The organism is Pseudactinotalea sp. (genome assembly GCF_048594945.1).
Lineage (GTDB): Bacteria > Actinomycetota > Actinomycetes > Actinomycetales > Beutenbergiaceae > Pseudactinotalea.
This window is the reverse complement of the sequence record NZ_JBMDXJ010000452.1, coordinates 1-15,457: the sequence shown is the minus strand read 5'-3', so window position 1 is coordinate 15,457 and position 15,457 is coordinate 1. Positions and strand designations below refer to the sequence as shown.

The 15,457-nt window shown below is 68.8% G+C and carries 16 protein-coding genes; 14 read left to right on the top strand and 2 right to left on the bottom strand.

Going from position 1 to position 15,457, the window contains the following annotated elements; genetic code table 11:
* The 5 genes from ACOJSN_RS20650 to ACOJSN_RS20630 all read left to right on the top strand — a co-directional run.
* A partial coding sequence (locus ACOJSN_RS20650; protein WP_420114363.1) for an ANTAR domain-containing response regulator occupies positions 1 to 172 on the top strand: 172 nt, incomplete at its 5' end.
* Positions 173 to 242: 70 nt separating this feature from the next.
* A complete protein-coding gene (locus ACOJSN_RS20645) occupies positions 243 to 875 on the top strand; it encodes a GNAT family N-acetyltransferase (protein WP_420114360.1) in 633 nt (210 codons plus the stop codon).
* 346 nt (positions 876 to 1,221) lie between these two features.
* A complete protein-coding gene (locus tag ACOJSN_RS20640) occupies positions 1,222 to 2,505 on the top strand; it encodes a quaternary amine ABC transporter ATP-binding protein (RefSeq protein WP_420114359.1) in 1,284 nt (427 codons plus the stop codon).
* Positions 2,502 to 3,464 (top strand): ABC transporter permease, encoded by a 963-nt coding sequence (locus ACOJSN_RS20635; protein WP_420114358.1) that lies wholly within the window; start codon positions 2,502 to 2,504, stop codon positions 3,462 to 3,464. Before ACOJSN_RS20640 ends, ACOJSN_RS20635 begins: the two co-directional genes overlap by 4 nt.
* 49 nt (positions 3,465 to 3,513) lie before the next feature.
* Positions 3,514 to 4,470, top strand: coding sequence for a glycine betaine ABC transporter substrate-binding protein (locus tag ACOJSN_RS20630; protein WP_420114357.1), 957 nt, complete (start codon positions 3,514 to 3,516; stop codon positions 4,468 to 4,470).
* Positions 4,471 to 4,537: 67 nt separating this feature from the next.
* Here the strand turns inward: ACOJSN_RS20630 and ACOJSN_RS20625 are convergent, their stop codons facing one another.
* Positions 4,538 to 4,942, bottom strand: coding sequence for a hotdog fold thioesterase (locus tag ACOJSN_RS20625; protein WP_420114356.1), 405 nt, complete (start codon positions 4,940 to 4,942; stop codon positions 4,538 to 4,540).
* A gap of 18 nt (positions 4,943 to 4,960) precedes the next feature.
* Between ACOJSN_RS20625 and polA the strand changes: the two genes are divergently transcribed.
* The 3 genes from polA to ACOJSN_RS20610 all read left to right on the top strand — a co-directional run bounded on the left by polA (position 4,961) and on the right by ACOJSN_RS20610 (position 9,007).
* Entirely contained in the window at positions 4,961 to 7,630 is a 2,670-nt protein-coding gene (gene polA, locus ACOJSN_RS20620; RefSeq protein ID WP_420114355.1) for a DNA polymerase I, read from the top strand.
* Positions 7,631 to 7,770: 140 nt separating this feature from the next.
* Entirely contained in the window at positions 7,771 to 8,448 is a 678-nt protein-coding gene (gene thyX / locus ACOJSN_RS20615) for an FAD-dependent thymidylate synthase (protein WP_420114362.1), read from the top strand.
* Positions 8,449 to 8,521: 73 nt separating this feature from the next.
* On the top strand, positions 8,522 to 9,007 hold the full coding sequence (locus tag ACOJSN_RS20610) for a hypothetical protein (protein WP_420114354.1): 486 nt from the start codon (positions 8,522 to 8,524) through the stop codon (positions 9,005 to 9,007).
* Here ACOJSN_RS20610 and ACOJSN_RS20605 read toward each other — a convergent pair whose 3' ends face one another.
* Positions 9,008 to 9,832 carry a class I SAM-dependent methyltransferase gene (locus tag ACOJSN_RS20605; RefSeq protein WP_420114353.1) on the bottom strand — a complete coding sequence of 275 codons (825 nt, stop codon included), beginning with the start codon at positions 9,830 to 9,832 and terminating at the stop codon, positions 9,008 to 9,010.
* Between the two features lie 164 nt (positions 9,833 to 9,996).
* Here ACOJSN_RS20605 and ACOJSN_RS20600 point away from each other — a divergent pair, with 164 nt between their 5' ends.
* The 6 genes from ACOJSN_RS20600 to ACOJSN_RS20575 form a co-directional block, all read left to right on the top strand.
* Positions 9,997 to 10,806: an alpha/beta fold hydrolase gene (locus ACOJSN_RS20600; RefSeq protein WP_420114352.1), complete on the top strand. Its 810-nt coding sequence runs from the start codon at positions 9,997 to 9,999 to the stop codon at positions 10,804 to 10,806.
* The gene (locus ACOJSN_RS20595) at positions 10,803 to 11,087 is read left to right on the top strand and encodes a hypothetical protein (protein WP_420114351.1); all 285 of its coding nucleotides are present in this window, start codon (positions 10,803 to 10,805) and stop codon (positions 11,085 to 11,087) included. Before ACOJSN_RS20600 ends, ACOJSN_RS20595 begins: the two co-directional genes overlap by 4 nt.
* 219 nt (positions 11,088 to 11,306) lie before the next feature.
* Positions 11,307 to 12,782 (top strand): 30S ribosomal protein S1, encoded by a 1,476-nt coding sequence (rpsA, locus tag ACOJSN_RS20590; RefSeq protein ID WP_420114350.1) that lies wholly within the window; start codon positions 11,307 to 11,309, stop codon positions 12,780 to 12,782.
* A gap of 87 nt (positions 12,783 to 12,869) precedes the next feature.
* Entirely contained in the window at positions 12,870 to 13,478 is a 609-nt protein-coding gene (locus tag ACOJSN_RS20585; protein WP_420114349.1) for a pyroglutamyl-peptidase I, read from the top strand.
* A 162-nt stretch (positions 13,479 to 13,640) separates the two neighbouring features.
* Positions 13,641 to 15,308 (top strand): phosphoenolpyruvate--protein phosphotransferase, encoded by a 1,668-nt coding sequence (locus ACOJSN_RS20580; protein WP_420114348.1) that lies wholly within the window; start codon positions 13,641 to 13,643, stop codon positions 15,306 to 15,308.
* A gap of 45 nt (positions 15,309 to 15,353) precedes the next feature.
* Positions 15,354 to 15,457 (top strand): dephospho-CoA kinase (locus ACOJSN_RS20575; RefSeq protein WP_420114361.1); only part of this gene is annotated, 104 nt, incomplete at its 3' end.

Here is a 15,457-nt window from a genome sequence, read left to right as displayed (position 1 = left end):
GTTCGAGACCCGCAAGCGAGTCGACCGAGCCAAGGGCCTCCTGATGACGCGGATGGGCCTGTCGGAGCCGGAAGCGTTCCGCTGGATCCAGAAGACGTCCATGGATCGTCGCCTCACGATGCGCGAGGTCGCCGACGCCGTGATCGACCAGGTCGGCCGAGCAGCCGACTGAGTTCGCCCGCACCGCGCGCCACAGGCGTAAGGTGGGCGGGTTCACGTCCAGTCAGAGAGGGAGAGCACGCGTGCGGCACAGCCCGGTGGCGAGGTTGGCCCGGCGTGAGGACATTCCTCAAGTCGTCGACCTGCTCAGGCTCGCACGGGCGGACTCGCCGCTCGGCCCGCAGCTGTGCAGCCCGGACTCCGAGACGCTCGGCGAGCAGTTGGCCGCCTGGTGCGGCATGCCGGGCACGCACCTGTTGGTCGCTGATCACGGCGATGACGTCATCGTGGGCGTCGCCCTGACCCAGCATGTGGGTGTCAACCTGTTCTCGGACGTCGCGTTCCTCCAGCTGGAGGCGTTGTACGTCGACTCGGCCCACCGGCGCCACGGAGTCGGGCGCATGCTGATGGCGCTCGCCGCGCAGGTCGCCGCCGAGGGCGACGCCAGCCACGTTGTCACGATGCCACTCACCGGCAGCCGCTCCGAGCAGCGCTTCCTGTCGGGACTCGGATTCCAGCCGGCGGCGACCCGCCGGATCGCGGAGACCGCTGTGCTGCAGCGCCGGCTGGAGATCCTGGCGACTCCACGTCGCGCCCGGGGAATCGATGAGTTGATTGCTCGACGGCGTCGCTCGCGTGGTCTTCCACCCACCCCGGCCCGTGGTCTCGCCCTGGGCGGCTCGAGCCGACGCTCGCCTTCGACTGCCGGTCACTGAGGTCCGGGTCGGGCCTCGAAGGTATGGCTGAGGTCACGATTCGCTAACGGTCTGGGCTAGCCGCCGATCCGGTCAGAGCCGCACGATCATGCGGCCCAACGGCGATTCCTGTGTCAGTACCGGGTCATGGAGCCGCGGAATCTGCCTGCTACGGTGCCATGAGGCCCGAAACCGTGTGGGGAACGGAGTCGGCCGTCAAGCCCAGGCCGCGGCCGCCACCTCACTGGCGGGCGTATGGCAGCCGGTGGTGGTGCCGCTCGAAGCGGCGCGTGGATCGAAGCCCGCCTCCGGAGGCCCGGACCGTAACCCAAGACCTCGATGAGTGTTGTGTCGAGGCACAGGAAACGTGACCGAGACAACCACTGCGCAGAGCGCCCAGGACGACGCGCTGCCGTCATCCGACCTTGCCCTCACTGTCGACGGACTCTTCAAGGTCTTCGGAAAGAGCGCGCACCAGGCTGTTGACTTCCTCCAGGGAGGCGGTGACCGCGGCGACTTGCCCAAGGGCACCACGGCCGCCGTCATCGACGCGAGCTTCGAGGTCAAGAACGGCGAGATCTTCGTCGTCATGGGCCTGTCCGGCTCCGGCAAGTCGACCTTGATCCGCACCCTCAACGGGCTGCTCGAGCCGACCGCAGGCTCGATCCTGATCGGCGAGGACCAGCTCGTGGGCGCGTCGCCGCGGCAGGTCCGCCAGATCCGCCGTGATCGCATCTCGATGGTGTTCCAGCACTTCGCCCTGCTGCCGCACCGCACCGTGGCCGAGAACGCCGCGTACGCGCTGCAGCTGCGCGGTGTCCCGAAGGCCGAGCGGATGGCGCGCGCCGAGGAAGCACTCGCCAAGGTCGGTCTCGACGGATGGGGCGGGTATCTGCCCTCCGAGCTCTCCGGTGGCATGCGGCAGCGCGTGGGTCTCGCCCGGGCGCTGGCCGCAGGAACCGACATCCTGTTGATGGACGAGGCGTTCAGCGCACTCGACCCGCTGATCCGCAAGGAGATGCAGGACCAGCTGCTCGAGCTGCAGGCCGAGCTCGGCATGACGATCGTGTTCATCACGCACGACCTCAACGAGGCGATGCGCCTCGGTGACCGCATCGCGATGATGCGCGACGGCCGAATCGTGCAGGTCGGCACGCCCGAGGAGATCCTCACCGACCCGGCCAACGACTATGTCGCGCAGTTCGTGGCCGAGGTTGACCGCACCCGGGTACTCACCGCGAGCTCGATCATGGAGCGTCCCGTGGCCGTGGTCGGTCCCGATGCAGGACCGCGCACCGCGCACCGGCTGATGCGCGAGAACCAGACGTCGGCGCTGCTGGTGGTCAGCAAGGACCGCCGTGTGCAGGGCATCGTCTGGGAGGAGGACGTGGTCGAGGCGCTCAAGGCGGGCGCCGACTCCATGCCCCGACCCTCACGTGAGGTGGCCACGGCCAGCCCGGACACCCAGCTGGCCGATCTGTTCGCGGACGCGGCGTCCAACCGGGCACCGATCGCCGTCGTCGATGACAGGGGCCTGCTCGTCGGGCTGATCCCGAGGGTCACCCTTCTCGCGGCGCTCGCCGACCCGAGCAGCAACGGCAACGACAGCACGCCGGACCCGACCCTCGAGAACGATGGAGGTGCCCTGTGAGCTGGCTTCCCCACATCCCGCTCGGCGCCGGAGCAGACGCCCTCGTCGACTGGATCAAGGCGCACCTGCCCGAGCTGCTCGCCTGGATCACGAACGCCTTCAACACGACGGCAGGCGGCCTGACGACCTTCCTGTTGCTGTTCCACCCGCTGCTGGTTGCCGCCGTCTTCGCGCTCATCGCCGCGTGGGTGCGCTCGCTCTGGTTCGCCCTGTTCGTGCTCGTCGGCCTGGTCCTCACGATGAGCATGGAGCTGTGGGACCCAGCGATGCAGACGCTCTCGATGGTGCTCGTGGCCACGGCCGTTGCGCTGGTCGTCGGCATCCCGATCGGGATCCTGGCAGCCCGGAGCTCCGTCGTCAGCATGCTGGTGCGCCCAGTGCTCGACTTCCTGCAGACCATCCCGGCGCTCGTCTACCTCGTGCCCGTGGTCATCTTCTTCAGCATCGGCTACGCACCCGGCGTGGTGGCAACCATCGTGTTCGCCATTGCACCCGGCGTGCGGCTGACAGAGCTCGCGATCCGACAGGTTGACGCCGAGACCGTCGAGGCCGGGCATGCGTTCGGCGGGACCCCCGGGCAGATCCTGCGCGGCATCCAGCTTCCACTCGGCCTGCCCACGATCATGGCCGGCGTCAACCAGGTCATCATGCTTGCGCTGTCGATGGTCGTGATCGCCGGCTTCGTCGGGGCTCCCGGCCTCGGACAGGTCGTGACGAATGCGTTCGGCCGGGTCAACGTGGCCGTTGGCTTCGAAGCCGGGCTTGCGATCGTCATCCTTGCGATCTTCCTCGACAGGATCACCGGCGCCGTCGGCAAGCCGACCCCGCACTCACTCAGTGCCATGGTGCGCGGACGGCGCAAGGCCGCTGCCCAGGAGGCGGTGGCCGCAGAGCAGTCGGACGCGCAGGACGTCAGCCAGCAGAAGCAGTCCGCCCGCGCCTCCGGTGGGGCCGCCTAGACCAAACCATCGACCATCGAACCAGAACCTCTGGAGAGAAGGAGTACCCATGAAGTCCCGTATGACTTTCGGCCGCCGCCAGGTGGTCGCGCTGGGCGCAGCTGCTGCACTCGGCCTCACGCTCGCCGCGTGCAACCCTGACAACGCCGACACCGGCGATGACGGCGCGACCGGCGACGACACCAGCGAGACCGGAGGCGGCGATGGTGGTGACCTGGGCACGATCACGCTCGGCTACATCCCGTCGTGGACCGATGGCCTGAGCACGGCCTTCCTGCTCGAGAACAAGCTCGAGGAGGCCGGCTACACCGTGGAGCACCAGGAGCTCGCCGACGCTGGTGTTCTCTACACGGCGCTGGCCAACGGCGATGTCGACCTCTACCCGTCGGCCTGGCCCGAGGTGACGCACGCCTCCTACATGGAGGAGTACGGCGACCAGATCGAGGACATCGGTTCGTACTACGACGGTGCCGTTCTGACGTTCGCAGTCCCCGAGTACAGCGAAATCACCTCGATCGCGGATCTGCCTGACTACGTCGACGAGCTCGGCGGTCGGATCGTCGGCATCGAGCCCGGCGCTGGTCTCACCGAGGCCACCCAGAACAGCGTCATCCCCACGTACGGCCTGGACGAGGCGGGCTTCAGCCTGGTGACGTCGTCGACCACTGCGATGATCGCGGAGCTCGAGACGGCGATCAACGCCGAGGACGAGATCGTCGTGACGCTGTGGCGGCCCTTCTGGGCGAACGCCGAGTACAACGTCCGTGACCTCGAGGACCCCGAGGGCGCCTTCGGTGAGCCGGAGAGCCTGCACTTCCTGGGCCGCACCGGTTTCGCTGAGGAGTTCCCGGAGGCTGCTGAGTGGATCGGCCAGCTGCAGCTGGACGACACCCAGTACGGCGCCCTGGAGGACCTCGCGACCGTTCAGAACGAGGGCGACCCGGCCGCCGGTGTGGCCGAGTGGCTCGAGGAGTACGGCGACGTGGTGGGTTCAGTCGGAGACTGATCGACCACTTGAACGAGACCGGTGAGGGCCGGGCGACCCACGTGGTTGCCCGGCCTTCGCCGTCGCCTCAGGCGTCGACCAGCATGCACGTGAGCCGTGCGGTGCAGACGCGGCGCTCCCGCTCATCGGTGAGGACGATCTCGTAGCTGGCGACCGACCGCCCGAGGTGTAGCGGCGTGGCCACACCCGACACCACGCCGTCGCGCACGGCGCGATGATGGGTGGCGCCGACCTCGATACCGACCGCGTGGCGGCCAGGGCCGGCGTGCAGGGTCGCCGCGATCGAGCCGAGGCTCTCGGCGAGGACCACCGAGGCCCCGCCGTGCAGCAGCCCGGCGGGCTGGATGTTCCCGGCCACGGGCATCGTGCCGGCTGTGCGCTGGGCGCTCGCCTCGGTGATCTCGATCCCCATGCGCTCGAGCAGCGTGCCGGCCAAGGGGAATCTCGTGCTCGTCTCTTCAGTGTCGGACATGACGCCTAGGCTGGCACCGTGACGGCATCGGCGCGACCCCAGCTCTTGATCATCGACGGCCACTCGATGGCCTACCGGGCGTTCTTCGCTCTCCCGGTGGAGAACTTCTCCACCACCACGGGGCAGCACACGAACGCCGTCTATGGCTTCACCTCGATGCTGATCAACCTGCTCCGGGACATCGAGCCGACGCACGTGGCGGTGGCCTTCGACGTCAGTGGTGCCGCGTTCCGCACCGAGACCTACGCCGAGTACAAGGCGAACCGCAGCGCCAGTCCGGACGAGTTCAAGGGGCAGATCCCGCTGATCGAGCAGGTGCTCGAGGCACTGGCGATCCCGCGGTTGGGTATCGAGGGCTACGAAGCCGATGACGTGCTCGCGACCCTCGCGCTGCAGGGCGGCGAAGCCGACATGGACGTGCTGATCTGCTCGGGCGACCGTGACACCTTCCAGCTGATCAACGACCGGGTGCAGGTGCTCTACCCGCGCAAGGGGGTCTCCGATCTTGCGCGGATGGACGCCGCCGCGGTCGAGGAGAAGTACGGCATTCCGCCGTCGAGCTACAGCGACCTGGCGGCGCTGGTGGGGGAGTCGAGCGACAACCTGCCCGGCGTGCCCAAGGTCGGTCCCAAGACGGCCGCCAAGTGGATCCTCAGCTACGGCGGGCTCGACGGCATCATCGCCAGCGCCCCGTCGATCGGGGGCGTCGCGGGTGAGAACCTGCGCAACAACCTGGAGCAGGTGATCGTCAACCGGCAGATCAACCGGCTTCACACCGACGTGGCTCTGCCGCTGGGGCTCGCCGACCTGGAGCGCAAGCCGTACTCGCGCGAACAGGTGCACCAGGTCTTCGACGCGCTCGAGTTCAAGATCCTGCGCGACAGGCTCTTCGCGATGACGCCGAGCGACGCCGAGACCGTCGAGGCGGCGCCCTTCGAGGTGGACGTAGCCCGGGCCGGCGTGGCCGACTGGCTGTCGGAGCGCACGGGTCAGGTGCTGGGCATCGATGTGCGCGGCAGCGTGGCGCACGGCTCCGGCGATGCCTGGGGCATCGCGATCTCCGACGACGGCGGAGCCGCCCTGTCGTTGGATCTGACCGACATCTCTCCCGAAGACGAGTCGGCGCTGGCCGCATGGCTGGCCGATGCGTCGCAACCGAAGGCGGTCCACGACGCCAAGGGCGCGTGGCACAGCCTCGACGGGCGTGGCCTCCCGCTTGCCGGTGTCACGTTCGACACCGCGGTGGCCGAGTACCTGTGTCACCCCGATCAGCGGCTATTCGCACTCGACGACCTCGCCGTGCGGCGGCTGCACAAGGAGATCGGGGGCGCCGGTGCCGATGCGGGCGGTCAGCAGATGCTCAGCCTCGAAGGGCCGGAGGAGGATGAGCTGAGCGCGATGCGGGCCGCTGCTGTCCGCGAGCTCACCGACGTGATCGGTGAGGACCTCGAGGGTCGGGGCGGTACCGAGCTGCTCGCCGACGTTGAGCTGCCGGTGATCGATGTGCTGGCACGCATGGAGAAGGCCGGTATCGCGGCGGATGCCGACTACCTGCGCGACCTGGAGAAGCACTTCACGGCATCGGTGGACGGCGCGGCCTCAGAGGCGTACGCCGTGATCGATCGCGAGGTGAACCTGTCGTCGCCCAAGCAGCTGCAGGAGGTGCTGTTCGACCAGCTGAACATGCCGAAGACCCGCAAGACGAAGACCGGATACACGACCGACGCCGATGCGTTGGCTGAGCTCTACGCCAAGACCGAGCACCCGTTCCTGCAGCACCTGCTGGCGCACCGCGATGCGATCCGGCTCCGTCAGACCGTGGAAGGGCTGCTGCGCACGGTGGCGCCGGATGGGCGCATCCACACCACCTACAGCCAGACGATCGCGGCGACGGGCCGGTTGTCGTCGTCGGACCCCAACCTGCAGAACATCCCGATCCGCACCGAGGAGGGCAACCGGATCCGGGCGGCGTTCGTGGTCGGTGAGGGCTACGAGAACCTGATGACCGCGGACTACAGCCAGATCGAGATGCGGATCATGGCGCACCTGTCCGGTGATGCCGGGCTGATCGAGGCGTTCCGGTCGGGGGAGGACCTGCACAGCTTCGTGGGTTCGCGCGTGTTCGGCGTCGAGCCCGAGGACGTGACGCCCGCCCAGCGCAGCAAGATCAAGGCGATGAGCTACGGCCTCGCGTACGGGTTGAGCGCCTTCGGGTTGTCGAACCAGCTCAAGATCTCCACCGGCGAGGCTCGCGACCTGATGGAGGAGTACTTCGAGCGCTTCGGCGCGGTGCGCGCCTACCTCGACGACATCGTGGCCGAGGCCCGCGGCAACGGCTACACCGAGACGATCCTGGGCCGCCGTCGATACCTGCCCGACCTGGTCAGCGACAACCGGCAGCGCCGCGAGATGGCCGAGCGGATGGCCCTCAACGCGCCGATCCAGGGCAGTGCCGCCGACATCATCAAGGTCGCGATGATCAACGTCGACCGTGAGCTGCGTGCACAGGGCATGGCCACGCGGCTGCTGCTGCAGGTGCACGACGAGCTCGTGCTCGAGGTCGCGCCGGGTGAAGCGGAGGCCGCCGAGCTGGTGCTGCGGGAGCAGATGGGTGCGGCCACCGCGTTGTCGGTGCCGCTGGACGTCTCCGTCGGCGTCGGGCGTTCGTGGCAGGACGCGGGTCACTGAGCGCGGTGGTGTGTGCCAGCGCCGAGCACGTCGGTGGCCAGCCGTGGAGACGAGTCACGCCGCGAGGCCGAACGCGTGAGTGAAGGGTAGTGAGGGTGCAGTCGTACGCAATCGAGTTCCGGTCCAACGTCGTCGTCGACATGGTGCGAGCGAGTGCTCGCGACGAAGATGTCCTTTTCGCCGCACGAGTTTCGACGAAGGGTGAGCAGAGCCTCGCGGACGTCGACGCCGAGGCCGGCCGGTCGGCTGGCCTGATCAACTATCTGATGCGAGACCGCCACGGCTCGCCCTTCGAGCACACGTCCATGACCTTCTACGTGCAAGCGCCGATCTTCGTGTTCCGTGAGTTCATGCGACATCGGATCGCCTCGTACAACGAGGAATCGGGCCGGTATCGGGAGCTCCGGCCGGTGTTCTATGTGCCTGGCCCCGAGCGGGCGCTCGTGCAACAAGGCAAGCCTGGCGCCTACGAGTTCGTGGCAGGTTCCGAGGCGCAGCACAGTCTGGTGATCGCCCAGACCCGTCGGGCGTGCGAGGTGGCTTACGAGGCCTACCAACGGATGCTCGAGGAGGGCGTCGCCCGGGAGGTGGCACGAATCGTGCTTCCACTGACGACCTACTCCTCGATGTACGTGACCGTGAACGCCCGCTCCCTCATGAACTTCCTGTCGCTACGCACCAAGGACTCCGAGGCACGATTCCCTTCGTATCCCCAGCGCGAGATCGAGATGTGTGCTGAGCTCATGGAGCAGGGTTGGGCGAGCCTGATGCCGTTGACGCATGCCGCCTTCGTCCAGAACGGTCGCGTCGCCCCCTAGGGCGATGGCCTCGGTGTCCTCGGGCCGTCGGTGCGCAGGCGGCGCCCACCACGTCCGCATGTAGATTCAGCGTGTGCGTGAAGTGAGATTCAGTTACGGCAGCGGCCCGGGTGCACTGGTGTTCGGCGTGCTGGTCGGCGTCGCGCTCGCCGCGTTCGGTGCCTACGCGTTCGCCCAAGGCTGGGGGCTGCGGATGTACTCCGTCGTCGACGTCGATCCCGAGATCGCCCGGTGGTTCTACCTCGCGTTGGCCGCGCTGGGCGTCGCGTGTGCGATCGGGCTGGTGTCCGTGATCGCCGCAGGGAGGCGTGAGGTCGTGGTCTCCGATCAGCGCATCGAGGCGCCGAAGGGAGAGACGTCGCGCCGAACCGTCGTGATCGCTCCCGAGTCGATCAGCCGACTCAAGCTCCTCACCACTCAGGGGTTGGCCACGCTCCAGATCCGGCATCGGGGCGGCACCGTGCGGCTGCGCAGTCAGCACTTCGCCGACCGGGGGGCATTCGAGGATTGCGTGAGGCTCATCTCATCCCTGGCCCCTGAGACCGCCCGACGAGGGTGATCAGGAGAGCCGACAGACGAGGATCGCGGTCCCTGGAATAACGCGCCCGCGGACAGGACCCCATCCGCCCCATACTGCGAGGTTGTCCGCAGGCCACTGCGGCTCCACGAGATCCACGATGCTGAACCCGGCTCCGACGACGTCACGCACGTGATCGCCGAGGGTGCGGTGGAACTCGGCATAGATCGGTTGCGCGTCCGCGCCGGTCTCGACGTAAGGAGTGCGGTCGAAGTACGAGCGGACCGCCGTGAGACCGGCATCCGTGGGATCGTCCGGGAACGCCCACCGGATCGGGTGCGTCACGGAGAACACCCAGCGCCCGCCCGCGCGCAGCACGCGTGCCACCTCGCGGTGCACCGCATCGGCGTCGGGCACGAACGGGATCGCTCCGAACGCCGTGAAGGCGGTGTCGAACGACGCGTCGTCGAACGGCAGGTCGCGCGCATCTGCTACATGGGTCGGGACCGCGATACCGGTGCGCGAATCGAGGTCGGCAGCGGCGGCCAGCATGCCTTCGGCGATGTCGGTTGCGACCGCGTCGACCCCCTGCGAGCGGAGCCAACGGGAGCACTGCGCAGCACCCGCACCGATCTCGAGCACCCGCTGTGTACGCAGGTCCGCGATCTGGCCGAGCAGCGCCGCCTCGGACTCCCGCAGCCCTTCGGGACACCAGCAGAAGTCCACGTCGCCCAGGAACGTGCCGTGCTCCTGCAGGTAGTCGGCCGCCTCAGCGCTCCACCATGTGGCGCTCGCTCGCGCAGCCGCGGCGCCGTCGACCGGTTCGTATCCGGCCCGCGCGAGCTGCGGACGGTCTGCACTCTCCACCTCGCTAGGATCCCACTCCGCCCCCGTCGAGCGCCGCTGCGCCGCTGCCGAGATCGTGGTTGTGCGCCCAGTTCGTAGATCCAGACCAACGATCTCGGCACGGATCTGCGATCTCGGCGGGCTGGCGGGCTGGCGGCGGGTGTCGGCCGCAGGTGGGTAGCGTGATGGGTGTGCTGCACACGTTGACCGTCGGACCCGCTGAACCGACGACCGCGGGGGACTCACCTGCCGTCGTCTTCCTGCACGGGCTCTTCGGGCAGGGGCGCAACTTCATGGCGATCGCCAAGGGACTGCAGCCCGAGTTCCGCAGCGTGCTCGTCGACCTGCCGAACCACGGACGTTCGGGCTGGACCGAGACCGTCGACCTTGTCGCGATGGCCGATGAGGTAGCGGAGGCCGTCCGTGCCGAGGTCGACGCCCGCGTGCACCTGGTGGGGCACTCGCTCGGCGGCAAGGTCGCGATGTTGCTCGCGCTGCGACACCCGGACCTGGTGGAACGGCTGGTTGTCGTCGACATCGCACCCGGACCCAGCCACGACGTCTCTCAGTTCGAGCACCTGCTCGGATCGCTCGCCACGCTCGACCTCGCAGTCCTGGAGGGTCGTGCCGAGGCCGATGAGCAGCTCGAGCAACTCATCCCGAACCGCACGGTGCGGGCGTTCCTGCTCCAGAACCTGCACCGCACCGACCGCGGCTGGCAGTGGCGCGCGAACCTGGACCTGCTCCGCAGCTCGCTGGACGTCGTCGGCGGATTCCCCGAGGCCGGTGACTCGACCTTCGACGGTCCCGTGCTGTGGGTCGTGGGGGAGCGGTCCGAGTACACCAGTCAGGACGACGCGGCCAGGATGCGTGCGCTGTTCCCCCGCGCGGTGAGGGTTGCCGTCAAGGGCGCCGGGCACTGGGTGCACTCCGAGCAGCCGGATGCTTTCCTCGCCACTCTCCGAGCCTTCCTGCCTGCTAGCCTCCCGCAGTGACCGAGACACCGAGCGGGCTGCCCGCCCAGCCGCAGCCTGCAGCACCAGCCACCGTCGCGCCGGAGAGCGGGCGAGACCGCCTGATCCGCGGCCTGAAGACCGCCGGTATCGGACTGCTGCTCGTCATCGCCGGCATCGCGGTGATGGTGTACATGGGAAGCCAGGGTTTGACAGGCACCGCAGCCTTCGGAGCGTTGGCGCTCGTGCTGGTCGGTGCCTTCTTCCTGATCAAGGGTGTGGTGCTGGCGATCTGGGGTGCCATCGCCCGGTCGCGCGGCTAGCACGAGATCGCGAGGGATCGCCGGCCGCGGTTCAGATCCGCGGACCCGAATGCTAGAATTTTCTGTTGGTGCGTCGTGTGCGCCCGTACGTCGTCCCCGCGTGTTCGCGGGTGCGGTCGAACGACGGGGGCGCGGAGCATCGCAGGGCCCGCGCGGCACTCGCCGCCGCGAGCCAGTCAGCATGTCCCAACTATCCCTGTCCGCAACGGAGTTCATCTCTTGACTATCACCGCCCCTTCGACCACCGCCGCACCGCAGGTTGCCGTCAACGACATCGGCTCGGAAGAAGACTTCCTCGCAGCCATCGACGCGACCATCAAGTACTTCAACGACGGTGACATCGTCGAAGGCACCATCGTCAAGGTCGACCGTGACGAGGTTCTCCTCGACATCGGCTACAAGACCGAAGGCGTCATTCTTTCCCGCGAGCTCTCCATCAAGCACGATGTCGACCCGACCGAGGTCGTCGAGGTGGGCGAGCACGTCGAGGCTCTCGTTCTCCAGAAGGAGGACAAGGAGGGTCGCCTGCTGCTGTCCAAGAAGCGCGCCCAGTACGAGCGCGCCTGGGGCACCATCGAGAAGATCAAGGAAGAGGACGGCGTCGTCACCGGCACCGTCATCGAGGTCGTCAAGGGCGGCCTGATCCTGGACATCGGCCTGCGTGGCTTCCTCCCCGCCTCCCTGGTGGAGATGCGCCGCGTCCGCGACCTGCAGCCGTACATCGGCCAGCAGATCGAGGCCAAGATCATCGAGCTCGACAAGAACCGCAACAACGTCGTGCTCTCGCGCCGTGCCTGGCTCGAGCAGACCCAGTCCGAGGTGCGCTCCACCTTCCTGCAGACCCTCGCCAAGGGCCAGGTTCGCAGCGGTGTGGTCTCCTCGATCGTCAACTTCGGTGCGTTCGTGGACCTCGGCGGCGTCGACGGGCTCGTGCACGTGTCCGAGCTGTCCTGGAAGCACATCGACCACCCGAACGAGGTCGTCGAGGTGGGCCAGGAGGTCACCGTCGAGGTGCTCGACGTCGACTTCGACCGCGAGCGCGTCTCGCTGTCGCTCAAGGCGACGCAGGAGGACCCGTGGCAGGCGTTCGCCCGCACCCACGCCATCGGCCAGGTCGTGCCCGGTAAGGTCACCAAGCTCGTCCCGTTCGGTGCGTTCGTGCGCGTCGAGGACGGCATCGAGGGGCTCGTGCACATCTCGGAGCTGGCCCAGCGCCACGTCGAGGTGCCCGAGCAGGTCGCGAAGGTCGACGACGAGGTGTTCGTCAAGGTCATCGACATCGACCTCGAGCGTCGCCGGATCTCGCTGTCGCTCAAGCAGGCCAACGAGGGTGTCGACGCCTCCAGCGAGGACTTCGACCCGTCGCTGTACGGCATGGCCGCCGAGTACGACGAGCAGGGGAACTACAAGTACCCCGAGGGCTTCGACCCGGAGACCAACGAGTGGCTCGAGGGCTTCGACGCCCAGCGCGAGGCCTGGGAGGCGCAGTACGCCACCGCCCACGCCCGCTGGGAGGCTCACAAGAAGCAGGTCGCGGAGGCTGCCGAGGCCGACAACGAGGCAGGCACCGGTGCGGGCAGCGGTGGCGCAGCTGCGGAGTCGGCGAGCTACAGCTCCGCCGCTCCGGAGACCAGCGGCACGCTCGCCTCGGACGAGGCGCTCGCCGCGCTTCGTGAGAAGCTGACCGGCAACTGAACCTGAGCCCTTCGGGCTGATGTTCGACGGCGGCCCGTCACCCATCGGGGTGGCGGGCCGTTCGCGTCCCGTCACTAGGATCGCGCAGTGATCAGAACCGTGCTGCTGACGGCGTTCGAACCGTTCGACGGCGCCGACAGCAATCCCTCGGCCACTGTGGTCGACCACGTTGCCGCAGGCTGGGACCGGCCCGAGGAGCTGCGGCGCGCGGTCCTGCCGGTGGCCTATGGGCGAGCGGGGCAGGCCTTGGCGGACCTGATGACCGAGATGCGACCCGACGTGATCGTGGGTGTCGGCCTCGCCGCCGGTAGAACGCGCCCCGGTGTGGAGCGCCTCGCCGTCAACCTGCGCGATGCGCGCATTCCCGACAACGACGGCGCACAACCTGTCGATGAACCAGTGATCGCCGGAGCCCCGCTCGCCGTCATGACCTCGCTGCCGGTGCGCGCCACGGTGGCACGACTGCGCGAGGCCGGGCGCGAGGTCGACCTCTCGATGAGTGCCGGCACGTTCGTGTGCAACGCCGTGTTCTACCGCGCAGCGTCGTGGGCGCAGGAGCGCGCCGGGCGGCGCGCCGGCTTCGTGCACGTTCCGCACGAGCGCATCGCCGACAGCGTGGCCGTGGTCCGTGCGTCCGTGGACGATGCACTCGACCTGCCCCACGATCTCCGCGCGCCGATGGGGGAGACGGACTGACGGCGGCATCCGATGACCTCGGTCACAGGGTTGGGGCCATGGGCGGCCTTTGAAACGTCCGCTGTGCGTGGCATCACAGCCGCACCTACCGAGAACGTCCACCGGGCCTGCCTGCGGCTCCCTACATTGGTTCGGACGTTCGCGGCGGAAGGGCATGACCGGATGGGCACGACCACACTCCATGGGACCCCGGTGGTTCCCGGTACCGGCTACGGGCCCGCCGTGAGGCCAGCGCCCCGGCCGACGGTCTCCGGTGTTGCGGCGGAGGTGCCCGAGGCCCGACGGGACGCCGAACGCGAGAGGTTCCACGACGCCGTCGGGGCAGTCGCTGAGCGGCTGGACGATCGCGCACGGCGGGCGACGGGCCAGGCCGCCGAGGTGCTCACGACCACGGCAGTGATGGCGCAGGACCCCACGCTCGCCGGCGCGGTCGACACCGCGATCGGCGCAGGCACGCCCGCGGTGCAGGCGGTTGTGGCCGCCACCCAGGAGTTCACGCGAATGTTCGCGGCAGCCGGCGGCCTCATGGCCGAGCGGGTGACCGACCTCGAGGACATTCGCGACCGTGTGGTGTCCGAGTTGCTCGGGCTGCCCGAACCGGGCGTGCCGGCCCCCGAGGTGCCGTCCGTGCTCCTGGCGGACGACCTGGCTCCGGCCGACACCGCGCTGCTCGACCCGGCGTTCGTGGTGGCGCTCGCGACGCGCCTCGGTGGGCCCACCAGCCACACGGCGATCATCGCCCGCCAGCTCGGGATCCCGTGCGTGGTGGCCGTGGCCGGTCTCGACGACATCCAGGCCGGGACTCCTGTGCTCGTGGACGGCGAGACCGGCACGTTGGTGGCGAACCCGGACGACGCGGATGCCCAGCAGCAGGTCGGTGCTGCCGGCGAGCGCGCGGCCGAGGCGGCCCGATGGCGGGGGACCGGGCAGACCGCCGACGGTCATGCCGTCGAGTTGCTCGCCAACGTGGCCGATGGCGCAGCAGCGCGCGAGGCGGCTGCCGGAGTGGCGCAAGGAGTGGGGTTGTTCCGGACCGAGCTGGGTTTCCTCTCGGCGTCCTCGGAGCCGAGCGTCAAGCAGCAGGCGGCGATCTATGGCCAGGTGATGGAGCCGTTCGCGGATGCCAAGGTCGTAGTCCGTACCCTCGACGCCGGCTCGGACAAGCCACTGGTGTACGCAGGGCTTCCCGAGGAGGCCAATCCGGCGCTGGGTGTCCGCGGGCTGCGGATCGCGCTGGACGACCCCGGGATCCTCGACCGGCAGCTCGATGCGATCGCGGCGGCCGCCGAGCACTCCGGCAGCAACGTGTGGGTGATGGCGCCGATGGTCGCAACCGTGGCCGAGGCGTCCTTCTTCGCCGAGCGTGTCCGCGAGCGTGGGCTGGTGCCCGGCGTGATGATCGAGGTCCCCGCGGCGGCCCTGCTCGCGGACGCGCTGCTCGAGGTGGTCGACTTCGTCTCGCTCGGCACCAACGACCTCACGCAGTACACGATGGCGGCCGACCGACTCTCACCCTCGCTCGCGGTACTGAGCGATCCGTGGCAGCCGGCTGTGCTGGCGCTCGTCAAGATGACCGCTGAGGCCGGTGTCCGTGCGGGAAAGCCAGTCGGCGTGTGTGGCGAGGCTGCTGCCGACCCGTTGCTCGCCGCCGTTCTGGTGGGCCTCGGAGTGACTTCGCTCTCGGCGGCGGCTGCTGCGCTGCCCGCAGTAGGGGCGCGGCTGGCCGGCGTCAGTCTTGCCGGCTGCCAGGAAGCGGCCCGTGCAGCGTTGGCTGCCACCGACCCGGTCGAGGCTCGCGAGGCCGCGCGTGCTGTGGTCGACGCCGCGTGAGATCCTTCGCACGCGAGGCGCCGGGCGCGCTCTAGAGTGACGACCATGTTGCAGGTCGGCCTGACGGGCGGGATCGCTTCCGGGAAGTCGACCGTCGCCGCGCTCCTGGTCGAGCTCGGCGCCGTGCTCATCGACGCCGACAGGATCGC

Coding starts and splice junctions, on each gene's coding strand:
- ACOJSN_RS20630 (WP_420114357.1), top strand. CDS start 3,514: ATGAAGTCCCGTATGACTTTCGGCCGCCGCCAGGTGGTCGCGCTGGGC.
- ACOJSN_RS20625 (WP_420114356.1), bottom strand. CDS start 4,942: ATGTCCGACACTGAAGAGACGAGCACGAGATTCCCCTTGGCCGGCACG.
- thyX (WP_420114362.1), top strand. CDS start 7,771: ATGGTGCGAGCGAGTGCTCGCGACGAAGATGTCCTTTTCGCCGCACGA.
- ACOJSN_RS20600 (WP_420114352.1), top strand. CDS start 9,997: ATGGGTGTGCTGCACACGTTGACCGTCGGACCCGCTGAACCGACGACC.
- ACOJSN_RS20580 (WP_420114348.1), top strand. CDS start 13,641: ATGGGCACGACCACACTCCATGGGACCCCGGTGGTTCCCGGTACCGGC.